Here is a 16,774-nt window from a genome sequence, read left to right as displayed (position 1 = left end):
AAAGGATATGCCTAATAAACATCGAATTTTATTTATTGGTGCCGGTCGTATGGCAGAAGCTATATTTGCTGGACTACTTACAACAAGTAAAGAATACATCGAAGAAATTATTGTTTCCAACCGAAGTAACATAGAAAAACTAACGCAATTACAAACTCAATATGATCTATCGATTACAACAGATTGGAAACAGCATATTAAATCTGTAGATACAATCGTTTTAGCAATGCCGCCTGTCGCACATGAACAGCTATTAGCGGATCTATCCCCTCTTCTAACTAATCAATTTGTCGTGACAGTTGCTGCCGGAATCGGACCATCTTATCTAGAAGAAAGACTTCCCCAAGGGACACCTGTTGCTTGGATTATGCCAAATACAGCTGCTGGGATTGGAAAGTCTATCTCCTTATATACGACGGGACATTCTGTAGATGAAACACATCAAGAAACGTTACAACTTCTTTTAAAAGGTATCGGTACCTCACAGTTTTGTACCGAAGAGGAAGTTCACCAACTTACCGCAGTTACTGGTAGTGCACCCGCTTTTCTCTATCACTTTGCTGAAGGTTTAATTGAAGCAACGAAAAGCTATGGTATTGATGAGGAAACAGCAAAACACCTTGTCATTCAAATGATTGCTGGCTCTGCCGCTATGCTCCAGCAAAATCAGGATCCAGCTATGCTCCGCGAACAAGTAACAACACCAGGAGGTTCAACGGCTGAAGGCTTAAAAGTTCTATATGAAAATAATTTTTCAGAAGTCATTCAACAAGCAGTTGAAGCGACCAATAAAAAAGCTAGGGGGAATTAATATGACTTTAACAAGTTTAAACGACTATACAACATTACATAACGGCGTGAAAATGCCTTGGTTCGGCTTGGGTGTTTTTAAAGTTGAAGATGGTACAGAAGTAATTGATTCTGTAAAAGCAGCTATAAAAAATGGATACCGTAGTATCGATACTGCTGCGATATATAAAAACGAAGAAGGCGTTGGACAGGCAATTCAAGAATCTGGTATTCCTCGTGAAGAGTTATTCATCACTTCAAAAGTGTGGAATAGTGATCAAGGTTACGAGTCAACACTACAAGCATTTGAAACTACATTAGAAAAATTAGGTCTAGAATATTTAGATCTATATTTAGTACATTGGCCTGTAAAAGGAAAATACACTGAATCATGGAAAGCTTTAGAGCAGCTTTATAGAGATGGTCGTGTTCGTGCTATCGGTGTGAGTAATTTCCATATTCACCATTTGCAAGACGTATTTGAAATTGCAGAAATTAAACCAATGGTTAACCAAGTGGAATACCACCCACGTTTAGCACAAGGAGAATTACATGCCTTCTGTAAAGAACATAACATCCAGCTTGAAGCTTGGTCACCATTAATGCAGGGGCAGCTACTTAATCACCCAACATTACAAGAAATCGCTACGAAATATAATAAATCGACTGCACAAGTTATTTTACGTTGGGATCTACAAAATGAAGTTGTAACAATCCCTAAGTCTATTAAAGAACACCGCATTATTGAAAATGCAAACATCTTTGACTTTGAATTAAGCTCGGATGATATGAAAGCAATTCAAGCTTTAAATGAAAATCATCGCGTTGGTGCAGATCCAGATAACTTTAACTTCTAGTAGGGAAACCACTGCCATATGCAGTGGTTTTTTTATTTTTAATAAAACTGAAAATTCAAATTATATTCCATTTGATTGACACTTCATTATCTAAGGTGTAAGATTTTGAATTATCAAAGAAACACAAAAATTAATAAAATTTATTTGTTTACTCATTGTATCAAGAGAGGTGGAGGGACTGGCCCTTTGAAACCTCGGCAGCAGGTTCATTTTGAATACTGTGCCACTTCCTGCAAGCTTTGTGCTTGAAAGATAGAATGAGGGACTTCGTTTATATACGGGTGCATAACTTGTACGTAAAAATCCCTCTTTCTCAATACGAAAAGAGGGATTTTTTGTTTTTCATTTCCCTCATCATCATCCAATCTTATTAACTATTTAGGAGGAAAATCAAATGAAAAAGAAGTTTGTACCCGGTATTGCATCAGTTGTAGGAGTAAGTATTTTATTATCTGGTTGCGGTAGTTATAAAAACGAAGCGAGCGGAGCAAATGCAAAAGATGAGGCACCTAGTAAGCAAGTTTTAAACTTATCTTCACCTACTGAGATTCGAACAATGGATACGGCTCGTGCTACAGATACTGATTCTGGTCAAGTAATGAGAAACGTATTTGAAGGTTTATACAATCTTGGTGAAGGTAATAAACCTGTTCCTGGCGTTGCGAAATCTCATGAAGTAAGTGCTGATAAAACGAAATACACATTCCATTTACGAGATTCAAAATGGTCGAACGGCACACCTGTAACAGCGAAAGATTTTGTCTTCGCTTGGCAAAGAGCTGTCGATCCAGCAACAGCTTCTGAATATGCTTTTTTATTCCTGGATATTAAAAACGCTAAAAAAATTAATAGCAAAGAACTCCCATCCGATCAACTTGGTATAAAAGCAGTTGATGACCATACGTTTGAAGTAGAATTAGAGCGCCCTGTTCCGTATTTTATTAGCTTAACGGCGTTCCCAACATTTCTACCAATCAACGAGGAATTCTTTAAAGCACAAGGTGATAAGTACGCTTTAGAAGATAACAAAATCTTGTACAACGGAGCTTTTACACTAAGCGATTGGAAGCATGAACAAAGCTTTAAATTTAAGAAAAACCCTACCTATTGGGATAAAGATAATGTCAAACTCGAAGAAATCAATTTCAACGTTGTGAAAGAGAAATCAACAGAAGTAAATTTATTCGAATCCAAACAATTAGACCGTATAAAACTAACATCTGACTTCGTTGATAAATATAAAAAGGATGCTAACTTTAAAGAACGTCCGAACGTAGGGGTACAGTTTTTACGTATGAATCAGCAAAACAAAGTACTTCAAAACGTTTCTGCACGCCAAGCAATCGATCAAACAATTGATCGAAAATCTTTTGTAAATACGTTATTAAATGATGGCTCTACACCAACCTTTAGTCTCGTGCCGAAAAACTTTGCAAAAGGGCCTGATGGAAAAGACTTCCGTACTGCAAACGGCGATTTAACAAAAGTTGATACAACATCTGCACAAGAATTATGGAAGAAAGCAAAAAAAGAACTTGGTTCTGAAAAGATAACATTAGAATTATTAACAAGTGATGGTGACCTTGAGAAGAAAACTGGTGAGTTCCTAAAAGGACAACTAGAAAAGAATTTAGATGGCTTAACGGTAAATATAAAACCGCAACCACGTAAACAACAAGTTTCACTCTTATTAAAAGGTGACTACGAGATTGGAATTGACGGTTGGAGCCCTGACTTTGCTGATCCAATTACATTCCTTGAACTATTTACGACGAATAACCCTTACAATTTAGATCATTACTCTAATAAAGAGTTTGATGACACAATTGAAAAAGTTAAAACTACTTTGGCTGGTGATGAAAAAGCTCGCTGGGAAGCGTTACTAGCATCAGAAAAAATCTTATTTAAGGACTCTGTTATCGCTCCTCTTTACCAAAAAGGAGAATCTTATTTAGAGCGTTCTTATGTGAAAGGCATTGTGCAAGTAGACTTTGCAGGTCAATTAAACTTCAAATGGGCAAAAATCGAAAAATAAAGTGAAACTTTAATCAGCCCTCACCAATCGGGCTTTTACGGGCAGTTGATCCCCCCTAACTTCTTTGCTTTCACTGAATTTTGAGGTGAGGATCTTACTGCCCGTTAATGCGGGATAAAATGCAACTTAGATCATCGTGTTCTCACCCACACCCATTGTTTTTTTAGCAAAATATATTAAAAGCAGATTCCCTAATATGAGGAAATCTGCTTTTTCAATATATTATTCCAAGAAATTAACACTCCACTTTTTATTATTGACATATAGTTCTTTCTAGTGTTAATATTCTAAATAATCAAAGAAACAAAATATTTTACCATCAAAATGTAATGTCTACTAAGTTGAAACATATAACGATAGATTATAGTTCAACATGTATATACATATAGAATACCTGATTACCTATATACACATATTTATAATAGGTTTTCTCTCCTTCTATAGCTACACTTCAAGACATGGACATTATGACGTTACGAACAACACATTTAGGGAGGAAAGAACAATGAAGAAAAAAGTTGTACCTGTTGTTGCATCTGTTTTAGGGGCAATTCTACTACTAACTGCTTGCGGGGGAAATAAAGATAATGCAGGCGGAGCAAAAGCGAACGATAAAGCACCTGATAAACAAGCGATTAACTTATCATTTGCTTCAGAAATTCCAACAATGGATGTTGCAAAAGCGACGGATGGGGAATCCATGAATGTAATGAGAAATGTTTTTGAAGGTTTATATGCTATAGGAGAAGATAATAAACCGATCCCTGGTGTTGCTGAATCGGTTGACATTAGTCCGGATAAAACAAAGTATACTTTCCATCTTCGTGATTCAAAATGGTCAAACGGTACTCCTGTTACAGCAAAAGATTTTATTTTCGCTTGGCAACGTGCCGTTAACCCTGAAACAGCTGCTGAATATGCATTCTTATTCTTTGATATAAAAAATGCGAAACAAATAAACCAAAAAGAAGTAGCAATCGATCAATTAGGCGTTAAAGCTCTTGACGATAAAACTTTAGAAGTACAACTGGACCGCCCTGTTCCCTACTTCTTAAGCTTAACGACATTTGCAACATTCTTACCAATCAATGAAGAGTATTTAAAATCTCAAGGCGATAAATACGGTTTAGAAACAAATCATTTAATTTACAATGGTGCTTTCACATTAGATAACTGGAAACATGAACAAAGCTTCCAATTGAAGAAGAACCCTAACTATTGGGATGCTAAAACTGTAAAACTAGAAGAAATCAACTTCAATGTCGTTAAAGATAAATCTACAGAAGTTAACTTATATGATTCAGGACAAATTGATCGTGTTGCTTTAACTGCGGAGTTTGTTGATAAGTATAAGAACGATTCCAACTTCAAGGAACGCGCTGAAGTCGGTATCCAATTCTTACGACTAAATCAGAAAAATGCAGTATTAAAAAATCAACATGCACGCCTCGCTATTAACGAAGCAATGAATAAAAAAGCGTACGTAGAAACAATTTTAAATAACGGTGCAATCCCAGCAGAAGGAATGGTTCCTGCGAAATTCGCAAAAAGTCCAGACGGTAATGACTTCCGTAAAGAGAATGGAAATCTAGTCAAAGATGATGTGAAATCTGCAAAAGAAAACTGAAAAAAAGCGAAACAAGAACTTGGTACTGACAAAGTAACAATTGAACTATTAACAAGTGATAATGCTTTAGCTAAGAAAACTGGTGAATATTTAAAAGGTGAATTAGAAAAGAATCTAGATGGATTAACAGTGAATTTAAAACCTCAACCACGTAAACAACAGTTAAAACTACTATTAAGTGGTGATTACGAAATTGGAATCGATGGCTGGGGCCCTGACTTCGCGGATCCTATTACATTCTTAGATCTATTCACAACAGATAGTGCTTATAACTTCGATAAATACTCTAACAAAGAGTACGACGAGCTTATTCGTAAAGTAAAAGCTGATTTAGCTGGTGATGAAAAAGGTCGCTGGGAAGCAATGAAGCAAGCTGAAAAAATCTTATTACAAGATGGTGCTGTCGCTCCTTTATACCAACAAGGTCGCTCTTACTTACAACGCTCTTTCATTAAAGGACTTGTAACAACTGACTTCGGCGGTGAATTTAACTACAAGTGGACAGAAGTTGCAAAATAATAAACACTAGTAAAAAAGGTATCCCACGAAGGATACCTTTTTTACTTTATGCTTCTTTAACTACAGAACTTCCCCTCTTTACTATCACTTTTATACCTATAGTGATTCCCGCTACCAATTGTGTAACTAGTATAATAAGTAATAATGAAATAATATTTTCCGCTAAATTAACTCCACCGAATATTATTGTGTAATAACCATTCGCTGCATGTGTTGCGGGAAATAATCCACCGATTGTTTAATATGTTTTAGAAAGCATCACTGCATTTCCAAATACAGCGATGCTTATTTGTGTTAATGATTAGAAAGCGCAAAGATATTTTTTTAAAATCTCCATATACATACAAATTACTTTCAATTTAATTAATAAGCATGTGTGTCCCCCTTAAGGAAATAATTTATTAGGTTTATACATAATTACATAAAATTAGGAAAAACTTGTATAGAAAGAAGTTACATAAGGAGGAATTTATAATGAGAATTTTACTATCAATTTTATTAGCTCTTATGCTAGTACCTGCATTAACAGGATGTAAAGCTCCTGCAAAAGAAGATACAACTTCTAATAAGAAAACGACTGAAGAAGCAAAAAATGAGGCTCCTGCAGATTTAAAACTAAACTTTAATGAATTTGATTTAAAAGCAGACTATCAAGATACGAAGAAAGACTACGAAGCTGATTATAAAAGTGTAGCAGCGGACAAGAAAATGGAAGCAAAGATTGAAGACCATAAAACAGATGTAAAGTTCACAGGCGACGAGGCTATTACAAAATTAAGCCCACTTCTACAAGAATTAAAATTTGATAAAGATACTCCTGACCAAGAAGTAATCGATCAAGTAGTAAACGTGTTCAAACTTGATAAAGACTACCAAAAATTCGATTTAGAAGTTGTCTTCTCTGATGGAACGAAAAAAGAATATAAAAGAGAAATAAAATAAAGAAGTAGGCGGTTGCCTACTTCTTTATTTTATTTTTTAGCATATCGTAAGCTCGGTTGAGATCCTACGTAGTATTCTAATCCAGATACAGATGATTTTTGTAAATAAGAATCTGTTGGGAATACAAGTGGGATTAAAGGATATTCGGTAAACATAATATCCTCTGCTTGATGTAATAAGTCAAAGCGTTTATTTTCGTCTTGTTCTAATTTTGCTTGATTAATTAAATTATCGAAGTCTTTATTAAACCATTTTGCATAGTTATTTGGTCCATCCCCTGCATAAATTTCTAATTGAGCAGCTGGATCTAATGTAGATCCTCCCCATCCCATATATGCGATTTGGAAGTCACTTTGTTTATACATATCAATATAACTTTTCCACTCTTTACCTTCTATTTTTACATCTACACCAAGATTTTTCTTAAACATTTCTTGAAGTGTTTCAGCTATTTTCTTCTTAACTGAATATTTCACTGTCACTTCTGGAAGAGTAGTCCATCCTTCTTCTTTCATTCCTTCTTCTAATAACGTCTTAGCCACCGCAGGATCATATTTAAAATAGTCACCTTTCTCTTTACGGAAGTCGCGACCACTTTCTGTTTTTGCTCCTTCTGGTACAAATCCATATGCTTCTTTTGCATTATTCTTTAATACTTTCTCTACGATAAACTTACGATCTACAGCCAATGCAAAAGCTTTACGAATTTTCGCATTTGTAAATGGTGGCTTCTCTGAATTAAATGAGTAAATATGAGTTGAGTAGTCTTGCATTTTTTTAAACTCTTTATTTTTTTGTTCTTTTTCAACTAAATCTGTTGGCATGTTAGATAATAAATCTAATTCTCCAGATTTATATAATTGATACGCTGTTTTACCTTCAGGAATAATACGGAATTCGATTTCCTTTGATGCTACTTTTTTATCATGAAACTCTTTATTTTTTTCTAGAATAATCGCTTGATTATGCTTCCATTCTTTCAATGTGAAAGGACCATTTGTAATTAATTCCTTTGGATCTACTTTTAGTTTACCTTTTTCATCAATAGATTTTTTATTAAGTGGAATATATAACGACTGAGATAATGTTCGTTTAATAGATGTTACTGGATGTTCAAATTGTAGCTTTAGAGTTACATCATCTACCGCTTGAATTCCTACTGCATCTTCTGCACCTTTCCCTGTATTAAATGCTTCTCCACCTTTAATGAAATATAGTTCTGTTGCATTCATAGAACCCGTTTTAGGATTTAATATTCTCTTCCAAGCGAATTCAAAATCTTTTGCTGTTAACGGGGAACCATCAGACCATTTCAATCCTTTTTTCAAATAGAATGTGTACTCTTTTCCATCTGCCCCAGCTTCCTCTTTCTCTACTAAATCCTTTTCAAATTTCCCATCAGTTGTCTGTCTATACAAAGTTGCAAATAAATGCTCAATTACATAATTAGAGTTATTATCCGTTGAAATTGCTGAATCTAGCGTATAAGGATCACTACCAAGATTCGTTACAAAACGGTCTCCTTTACTAGCACTTGCTTTTGAAGTATCTTTCTTGCCACAAGCGACAGAAGTAATTGCTAATACGGTCATAATGACAAATAATAAAAACTTCTTCATCTTACATTCCCCTTTAACCTAAAATTTTTGGTGTTGATGCCAATAATGTTTTTGTATAAGAATGTTGAGGATTACGGAACACTTCATCCGTATTTCCAAATTCAACAAGTTCTCCTTTATATAAGACAGCCACTTTTTCACATAAGTAGTGAACCCTCGGTAAATCATGTGCGATAAATAAATATGTATAGCCTTGTTCCTTTTGAATCTTTTGCAGCAAATGTACAATTTGGATTTGCAGTGAAACATCTAATGCTGAAATTGGTTCATCAAGGATTAATACTTCTGGCTCACATAATAGCGCTCTCGCAATGGCAATACGTTGACGTTGTCCTCCGCTAAATTCGTGTGGGTATCGATCAATATATCGCCTATCTAATCCAACACGTTCTAGCGCATCACCTGCCACCTTATCTTTCAATCCTTTATCTCCTAAACCGAATGAGATATATCCTTCTGTTACAATATCGCGTACTTTCCAGCGCGGATTTAATGCAGCTGTGGAATCTTGAAAAATGAACTGTACTTTCTGTAAAAAATCTCGCTTATGAGCTGACTTCAGCTTGTGAACAACTTGGCCGTTATAATCAATTTCACCAGACGTTGGGCCCTCGATCCCAGCTATGAGCTTACCAAGTGTTGTCTTTCCTGAACCACTTTCTCCAATAATGCCAAGAGTTGTTCCTTTTGGGATAGAAAATGATATATCTTTTAACGCTGCGATTTCTTTATTTTTACTTCCATACGTTTTCGTTACTTGCTTTACAGTAATTAAATCTGTCGTCATGAGGCATTCACCCTCTCTTTTGATTTCGCTTTATTATGCTCCAGAATATGCTGCCAGCAATGTGAACTATGCTCCTCAGAATATGTTGTTCTCTCTGGGAAGCGATGAATACATTCTTTTATCGCTACAGGACAACGATTCACAAACGGGCATCCAAAACTATTTAACGTTTCAATTGAAGGTGTTGTTCCCTCAATTGCTCTAAGTACCTTTTCTGAATCATCCATATTCGGAATTGCTTGCAATAAACTTTTTGTGTAAGGGTGCTTAGGTGAGCCAATTACTTCTTGAATCGTTCCTTTTTCAACAACACGTCCCCCGTACATAACTACTACTCGGTCAGCTACTTCACGTACAAGTGCCAAATCATGTGTAATTAATAAAATACTCGTATTTTGTTTTTCCTTTCTTTCTTTTAACAACTCCATAATTTGCTTTTGAATCGTTACATCTAATGCTGTTGTAGGTTCATCTGCAATAACGAGCTTCGGTTGACAAGCAAATGCAATTGCTAAACAAATACGCTGCCTCATACCTCCGCTCAACTGATACGGGTATTGTTCAAAGCGTTTCTCTGCTTCATGTATCCCTAAATCATTTAGTAAGTTAATTGCAATTTCTTTTGCCTCTTTTTTCGATTTCTTTTCATGCTGCACAATTACTTCTGTAATTTGTCTTCCAACCTTCATCGTCGGATTTAAAGATGAAAGCGGGTCTTGAAAGATAAAGGAAATATCTTTCCCGCGAATTTGATTCCATTCTGATTCTTGTAAATCCGTTAATTCCTTTGATTGGAAAGATATATTTCCATCATCAATATGAATCGATTCTTGATTTAAGCCGATAATTGATTGTGCTGTAACACTTTTCCCTGAACCACTTTCTCCGACAAGTGCAACTATTTCACCTTCGTTAATAGAAAAGGAAACATGCTTCACAATTGCTTGCTTACTATTCTCTTTTTCAACGGCCAACGTTACGTTTTCTAAAGATAAGATTTGTGCCATGTTTTTTCTCCTTTCGATTACGTTTTACGATTTTTGGATCAATCGCATCTTGCAAACCGTCACCAATCGCATTAAATGCGAACATGATGAGCGCAATCATCAGCGATGGGAAGAAAAGTTGCCACCATTCCCCGCTTAATAATGTCCCGAGCGCATCATTTGTCATCGTCCCCCAGCTCGCTGCTGGTGATTGTACCCCTAGTCCGATAAAGCTTAAAAATGATTCCGAGAAAATAGCTGCTGGAATTGTAAATGATAAATTTACGATAATAATACCTGTTAAATTCGGAATGATATGTCCGTATATAATCTTCATATGCGATGTACCTAATCGTTCTGCCGCAATAACAAATTCTCTTTGCTTTAAAGATAAGACTTGCGCCCTAACGAGACGTGCCATACCAATCCACCCTGTTAATGCAAGAGCAATAATGATTGTAAAAAGTCCTGGTTTCATAATGATTAGTAGTAAAATAACAATTAATAAATATGGAATACCGTATAGTACTTCAATCCCTCGTACAATCCACTCATCAATTAACGTTCCAAGGCGATTACGCCCTCTCACATATCCACTAAAGCCACCGATAAGTACACCAAGTCCTATATCAAGAACGGCCGCTACTAATCCAACTACTAATGAAATTTTCCCTCCAGCCCAAGTACGTGCCCAAATATCCCGACCTAAATCATCTGTTCCAAACCAATGCTCACTACTAGGAGGTAAATTTGTCGCCTCTTTTACTTGTTCACTCGCAGTAAAAGGAGTTAAACTTTCACCGATAAGAGAGAAAATAATAATGAGTAATAATGTCACCGTTCCTAGAACTGCGATTGGATTTGATACAAACTTACGAAACACTTTTTTTTTCGGCTAATCGTTTGCTGCTCTTTATTTATTGTTAATTCTTTTTTCTCTTCATTCGTTAATAGCTGTTTATTGATTTCATAAGCTCCCATTTAAATATCCTCCCTCCTTATGTAATAGAACGAATACGCGGATCAACAATACGGTGAATAATATCTGTAATGAAAATACAAGAAATTAATAATGAACTATAGAAAATTGTTGTTCCCATAATGACTGGATAATCCCGGTTAAAAATACTATCTACAAAATATTTTCCGAGACCAGGAATTGCAAAAATCTTTTCAATAATGAACGTCCCTGTTAAAAGCCCAGCCATTAACGGCCCAACAAACGTTAGTACTGGAACAATCGCATTTCGAAGGGCATGCCTTATAATAATCTTCTTAATTGGTATACCTTTCGCTCTTGCTAATTTAATATAATCACTCTGCAAAACCTCAATCATATTAGAGCGAACAAATCTTGTAATAACCGCGATTGGCCCTAATGCTAATGCAAAGGATGGCAATACCGTATGTTCGAATGTGCCCCAAGATGCAACCGGTAAGAGTTCAAATTGAATAGCAAATACTTGTATAAACAATGGTGCTAAAATAAAACTTGGAATAGAAATACCGAGAATCGCAAGTAAGCTCACACTATAATCAATTACTTTCCCATGATATAGCGCGGCAAATGTACCTGCTGCAATTCCGACTAATAATGAAATAACAAGTGCTTGTAAACCAATAATCGCTGATGGACCAAATCCTGTCGTTATAATTTCTGATACGCCTTGCCCCGTCGATTGAACGGATTCACCAAAATCAAAATGAACTACACCGTCTAAATAAGCAACATATTGATTCCATAATGGTTCATCAAGGTGATACTTTGCTCTCATGTTCTGCACAACTTCCGCCGGAAAGATCTTTGCATCCGATGAAAATGGATCCCCCGGAATAATGTGCATAATCAAAAATGTTACTGTTGTAATAATCCATAGTGTAAACACCATAACTGATAGTTTCTTAACAACATACACTCCAATAACCCCCTAAACTCATAAATTTACTTTGTTTTATTAACGTATCTTTCCCATTACTCCCTTTCCTCTTCTTAAAACACAAAAAGCCTTGATCTTAAAAAATAAGATCAAGGCTTAATAAACGAAGGCCCATCACTTATCTTTCAAGACTTGCTTGCTGGAATTAGCACGGTGTTCCTGTTACAGAACCCGCTGCTGAGGTGTCATAGGGCCAGTCCCTCTACCTCTCTGGATAAGTAAATTGCTATATTATTATTTGGTTCAAATTGTATATTTTGAATTATAATTCTGAAAAAATGAAAAGTCAATCAAATTTGATATTTTTAGAAAAATCAGTTTTCTATTATATTAGTTATTGAAATTACAATCTTTCGCTTATAATAAAAAGAAATTGTATTAAAGGAGTTATAAAATTGATCCCTTACTTCTTGCTACTATAGGATTACCATTAACAATCGTAATACTTGTACTTGTCATCATCGGCTTCTATAAAGTGAAACTTTAATCAGTGGGGGTTTTGTTCATCCCCCACTGATTATTAGTTGAACCAATCGGGCTTTTACGGGCAGTTGATCCCCTACCTAACTTCTTTGCTTTCACTGAACTTTGAGGTGGGGGTCTTACTGCCCGTTAATGCGGGATAAACTCTTCATTAAAAAGAAAAGCATCACTTCTTTTTACACTCCATTCGATAATATTACTGGCCAAACAATTTCAGAATTTCACGAAGAACAGAAGGTATTAGTATCCGAGGATAAAGACGGAGATGGTAAAAAGAAAAAATAACCTTGCGCATGCGCAAGGTTATTTTTTCGCCTCTGTTTGAAAGCGTTTATAGTATGTCGATGCTGTTGAAAAATTAATTTCTATATCACGAATCAACGATGAATCTTCTTCTTTAGCTAACTTCTGTAATTTTTTCATCGCTTGTTCTGCTTCATTTAAGAAACCAACATATAGTTCATGTTCGTCCTCTTTCGACTTCGGCACACGAATTTCTTTACGCATATGATCAATATCTTCTAACATGCCCGTCGTTACCTTCTGCACGTCTTCTTTATATTTAGCATTCGTTATTTCCTTACCGCCCTTTTCTTTTGCCACTTCCCATAACTGTAATGCTTTATTAATTTCTTTGTTCATCTTCATATCATATTTTTCATGTATTTCGCGATACACTTTCATCTCTTCTGTTTGTTCAGTAGATTGCTCTACCTTTTCTTTCGGTTCTTTCGTATCTTTATTTCCATTACACCCTGCTAGAAGGAGCATACTTCCCATTACAGCAATACCCAAAACCTTCTTCATCTCTTCTTCTCCTTTTATCTACAGCTATTACTCATTATAGTTTCTTTTATCTCCACTTGTTATTATACCGAGAACACCCTACTTTTTACACTTAAGACGAGATCTTAATATACACACCAACATTTTTGTCACAGTATCGTCACTTTATGCAAATAACTTTTGCATCACCTTACAACACTGTATAAGTTATTTCAAAGAAATGAAAAAAGAGCTGATTCAAAACATGTTTGAATCAGCTCTTTTTTATAAATTAAGCCTCTAAATTTGGTCTTTGTTGCAGTTCAAACTGCTTCTCACTTCTTCTGGCCATAAATAGATAACATAACACAGCACCAATTTCACAAAGAGCTATAACAACCCCCATAGGAAGTGCTGTATTGCTTCCACCAATACCTACTAGCGGTGCAACAAGCGCTCCTGAAATGAACTGTAATAAACCTAGTAAAGCTGATGCTGTTCCTGCTGCTTGTTTTTGATTTCTCATCGCTAACGAGAAGCCAGTTGTTGATACAACCCCAACACTTGATACAACAAGAAATAGCGAGCATAAAACACCGATTAGCCCTATTCCTAATACGATTGTAAGTAGTAATGATAGACCGCCAACAGCCGCAATAATAATACCAGCAACAAATAAAGTTTTCTCATTAACTTTCCCCGCTAAGCGGCCAGTAACTTGGCTAGCAATAATAATACCAATACCGTTAATTGCAAAGAACAAACTAAACTGTTGTGGTGATGCCCCGTATATATTTTGCAACACAAACGGTGAACCAGAAATATAAGCAAACATCGCAGCTGTTACTAATCCTTGCGACAATGCATACCCCATAAATAAACGATCTTTCAGAAGCTTTCCGTATGTTGCAAGCGTTCCTGATAATCCACCTGTCTCTCTTTCTTCAGGAGGTAATGTTTCACGTAATACGAAAGTAGCTGATATTAGCATGAATACACTAATTGCTCCAAGAACGATAAAAACGCCGCGCCATGATGTGAACTGTAATAATTGTCCCCCGATAATCGGTGCCAAAATAGGCGCTGCTCCGTTTACTAACATAAGCAGTGAGAAAAATTTCGTCATTTCAGAACCTGAATACATATCACGTACCATTGCACGTGATATAACGATACCAGCAGATCCTGAAGCACCTTGTAAGAAACGTAAAAGCACTAAACTCCAAATCGATGGTGCAACAGCACAAAGTAAAGAAGAAGCAACATAAATAATAAGAGCGATAATAAGAGGTTTGCGTCTTCCGTAAATGTCACTAATTGAACCAATAAATAACTGCCCTACTGAAAGCCCAAGCAGACAAGCAGTTAATGTAAGCTGCGCGAGGGATGCACCCGTTTGTAAATCATCCGTTAACTTTGGTAAAGAAGGCAAATACATATCAATAGATAATGGCCCAATTGCCGTAAGTGTCCCTAATACAAGAATCATCCATAACCTGTTTGTCTTTACAGGTTTATATATTTCGTGATTAACTCCATTCACTTTTTCCATTCACCCTTTCATATAAACACTTAATCGTAACAATTATAGTTACAACATGAATATACGTCAAGTATACCGTATTTTCCTGTTTAATAATGTAAAAAAAGCGATAGAATCTCTATCGCTTTACTTTTTCAAATTACTATTTGTAAATTTAGATACAGATGCCATCATTTCTCCTGTGTCTAAATATGTGATTTGAATTGGATCTCCTACTTCTGTAAACATTGCATATGGGAATTTCTTCGCCGGTACCATGAATACTTTTTGCTCGTTTTCTAATAGTACGTACACAATCGTATTTTCACCTGATTTTTCTTTATACACACGTTGTACAGTACCTTCTTTTTGCGCTTCTTTCCCATTTGAAGTCGGTCTAAATGAATCACCACTTCCGCTCAGCGCATTTTTATAATTCTCAAGTGCTTCTTTTTGCGTTGAACCTGTTGCAAACACTTTTGCATTAGAAGCATATATGACAGTATGAGCACGTACTAATCCGCCGTCATCAATAACCGGTACAATCCAAGAAGGTTTACCATATACGTTATAAATAACCGGCATTGTTCCATGCCATTTCTCTCTCTTAAAGGAATTATCCACTACTTCTGTAGCAGCCGAACCATCCATAATTCCCTTTACTTCTTTTCCGTTATAGTAATACAACTTACCTGTACGCGCATCAATAAGCGAATAGCCTAGTGCAGAATCTACTCCTTCTTTCGGAGAGGTGAAATCAGTAAAATAATATAACGTTCCATCCTTACCAAAGATTGGTGTAACTCCTTCTTTCGTTCCCCACTCAGTCGGAATCTTCATATCCGTTTGTGAGAATTTTGTATTCCAAAATCCGTGAATATATTTACCAAAATACGTATTTAATGTAGATGCAGTCTCGTGATTTAATACGCCATCAACGAATTTAGGTGCCTTTCCTTTGTTGTATCTTTTCACTTCACCTGTTTGTGCGTCTACTACTACAACACCTTCTACTTCAAATCCAGATCTTCCTGAAATAAATTCACCATACGTCATTGTATAATACGGTTTCCCTTTATCATCAACTTCAAATTTTGGTTTCCCTTTAAAAACTAAATCTGGCTCTGCTTTTCGAACGACACGTTCTAATTTATTACCGAAAAACATGCTTGGCACATATTTCATTTTATAACCAAGGTGCAGTTTCGCTTCCGCATCAGGATTCGTACCTGACATCGTTACGTACCCTGGAATTGTCTCAGCTTTACGTGCTTTAAAAAATCCTGAAACTTCAATTGGTGCTACATATAAGGCCTCGCCATTTACCATTTGTGGCGTTAATTCTCCTAGCTCAAAATAAGCTACTTTCGGAATATCCCCAAATACTTTTTTCATCTTATTCTCCGCTGTCTTTGGCGGCACTGTAAACGGCTGATCATTTTCAGTAAATGGCTCTGAAATATCTTTCTCGATCTTCACAACAGAATCATATTTTTTTTGCGTGATTACTATATCGTGCAAATAACCAAAATAGCCGTAACTTGCGAGTAAAACAAACATTAGAAGTCCCTTTAACGTACCTTCTAATTTCCCTACCTGCTCTTGTGAGAATAAAACAAGCCCAATTAAAATCGCTACTGCAACAGAATAATGAGTAAGAATAGAATCTGCTCGATCATCAATTAGCCAGAAATATTCATAGATTGCAATACCTATCCAAAATAAAACAGGAATAACTAAAATAGATGATTTCTTACCCTTTACAACTTTCTCATTTCCTCCTTTATCCACCGCGCGAATTTTATTACCGCTTCTAGTCCATGGAATCAAAAACAAAGTGAGAATAGCTAAAACTATAAATTTCATCAAAGGCAATGTCCCCTTTTCTTTTGTCTTCTCCATAAGT

The 16,774-nt window shown here is 35.8% G+C and carries 13 protein-coding genes, 2 pseudogenes and 2 riboswitches; of the genes and pseudogenes, 6 read left to right on the top strand and 9 right to left on the bottom strand.

Features of this window, described 5'->3' with window-relative positions; all coding sequences use genetic code 11:
* Positions 1-7: 7 nt before the first annotated feature.
* The 4 genes and pseudogenes from proC to B5P40_RS27550 all read left to right on the top strand — a co-directional run bounded on the left by proC (position 8) and on the right by B5P40_RS27550 (position 5,827).
* Positions 8-811, top strand: a complete 804-nt coding sequence (gene proC, locus B5P40_RS27565; RefSeq protein WP_002091431.1) for a pyrroline-5-carboxylate reductase — start codon at positions 8-10, stop codon at positions 809-811.
* A 1-nt stretch (position 812) separates the two neighbouring features.
* Positions 813-1,646 (top strand): aldo/keto reductase, encoded by an 834-nt coding sequence (locus tag B5P40_RS27560; RefSeq protein ID WP_113710247.1) that lies wholly within the window; start codon positions 813-815, stop codon positions 1,644-1,646.
* Between the two features lie 154 nt (positions 1,647-1,800).
* A riboswitch (SAM riboswitch) is annotated at positions 1,801-1,905 on the top strand.
* Between the two features lie 135 nt (positions 1,906-2,040).
* A complete protein-coding gene (locus tag B5P40_RS27555; protein ID WP_002009939.1) occupies positions 2,041-3,681 on the top strand; it encodes a peptide ABC transporter substrate-binding protein in 1,641 nt (546 codons plus the stop codon).
* A gap of 505 nt (positions 3,682-4,186) precedes the next feature.
* Positions 4,187-5,827 (top strand): annotated as a pseudogene (locus tag B5P40_RS27550) (peptide ABC transporter substrate-binding protein).
* 46 nt (positions 5,828-5,873) lie between these two features.
* Here B5P40_RS27550 and B5P40_RS34130 read toward each other — a convergent pair.
* Positions 5,874-6,062, bottom strand: a complete 189-nt coding sequence (locus B5P40_RS34130; protein WP_309252112.1) for a hypothetical protein — start codon at positions 6,060-6,062, stop codon at positions 5,874-5,876.
* Between the two features lie 239 nt (positions 6,063-6,301).
* On the opposite strand from B5P40_RS34130, the gene B5P40_RS27540 reads away from it, so the two are divergent.
* On the top strand, positions 6,302-6,769 hold the full coding sequence (locus B5P40_RS27540; protein WP_061674532.1) for a YusW family protein: 468 nt from the start codon (positions 6,302-6,304) through the stop codon (positions 6,767-6,769).
* Positions 6,770-6,798: 29 nt separating this feature from the next.
* On the opposite strand, the gene B5P40_RS27535 is transcribed toward B5P40_RS27540, so the two are convergent.
* The 5 genes and pseudogenes from B5P40_RS27535 to B5P40_RS27510 form a co-directional block, all read right to left on the bottom strand.
* On the bottom strand, positions 6,799-8,388 hold the full coding sequence (locus B5P40_RS27535; RefSeq protein WP_113710246.1) for a peptide ABC transporter substrate-binding protein: 1,590 nt from the start codon (positions 8,386-8,388) through the stop codon (positions 6,799-6,801).
* A gap of 13 nt (positions 8,389-8,401) precedes the next feature.
* Positions 8,402-9,175 carry an ABC transporter ATP-binding protein gene (locus tag B5P40_RS27530; protein ID WP_113710245.1) on the bottom strand — a complete coding sequence of 258 codons (774 nt, stop codon included), beginning with the start codon at positions 9,173-9,175 and terminating at the stop codon, positions 8,402-8,404.
* Positions 9,172-10,182 carry an ABC transporter ATP-binding protein gene (locus B5P40_RS27525; protein ID WP_113710244.1) on the bottom strand — a complete coding sequence of 337 codons (1,011 nt, stop codon included), beginning with the start codon at positions 10,180-10,182 and terminating at the stop codon, positions 9,172-9,174. Before B5P40_RS27525 ends, B5P40_RS27530 begins: the two co-directional genes overlap by 4 nt.
* Positions 10,139-11,142, bottom strand: a pseudogene (locus B5P40_RS27520) (ABC transporter permease). The gene B5P40_RS27525 and the pseudogene B5P40_RS27520 overlap by 44 nt, the downstream one beginning before the upstream one ends.
* A gap of 17 nt (positions 11,143-11,159) precedes the next feature.
* Positions 11,160-12,077, bottom strand: coding sequence for an ABC transporter permease (locus B5P40_RS27510; protein ID WP_000289679.1), 918 nt, complete (start codon positions 12,075-12,077; stop codon positions 11,160-11,162).
* Between the two features lie 136 nt (positions 12,078-12,213).
* A riboswitch (SAM riboswitch) is annotated at positions 12,214-12,319 on the bottom strand.
* Between the two features lie 394 nt (positions 12,320-12,713).
* On the opposite strand from B5P40_RS27510, the gene B5P40_RS27505 reads away from it, so the two are divergent.
* A complete protein-coding gene (locus tag B5P40_RS27505) occupies positions 12,714-12,866 on the top strand; it encodes a DUF3951 domain-containing protein (RefSeq protein ID WP_431184101.1) in 153 nt (50 codons plus the stop codon).
* An 18-nt stretch (positions 12,867-12,884) separates the two neighbouring features.
* On the opposite strand, the gene B5P40_RS27500 is transcribed toward B5P40_RS27505, so the two are convergent.
* The 3 genes from B5P40_RS27500 to B5P40_RS27490 form a co-directional block, all read right to left on the bottom strand.
* A complete protein-coding gene (locus B5P40_RS27500) occupies positions 12,885-13,388 on the bottom strand; it encodes a lipoprotein (protein ID WP_016121352.1) in 504 nt (167 codons plus the stop codon).
* 250 nt (positions 13,389-13,638) lie between these two features.
* The gene (locus B5P40_RS27495; RefSeq protein ID WP_113710241.1) at positions 13,639-14,898 is read right to left on the bottom strand and encodes a multidrug effflux MFS transporter; all 1,260 of its coding nucleotides are present in this window, start codon (positions 14,896-14,898) and stop codon (positions 13,639-13,641) included.
* A gap of 117 nt (positions 14,899-15,015) precedes the next feature.
* Positions 15,016-16,734 carry a DUF3981 domain-containing protein gene (locus B5P40_RS27490; RefSeq protein ID WP_113710240.1) on the bottom strand — a complete coding sequence of 573 codons (1,719 nt, stop codon included), beginning with the start codon at positions 16,732-16,734 and terminating at the stop codon, positions 15,016-15,018.
* Positions 16,735-16,774: the final 40 nt, after the last annotated feature.

Origin of the sequence: Bacillus sp. SRB_8 (genome assembly GCF_003264205.1) — a bacterium.
In the GTDB taxonomy this organism is placed as follows: Bacteria; Bacillota; Bacilli; order Bacillales; family Bacillaceae_G; genus Bacillus_A; species Bacillus_A mycoides.
The sequence above is the reverse complement of the archived record's forward strand: the minus strand, read 5'-3'. Positions and strand labels throughout refer to the sequence as shown.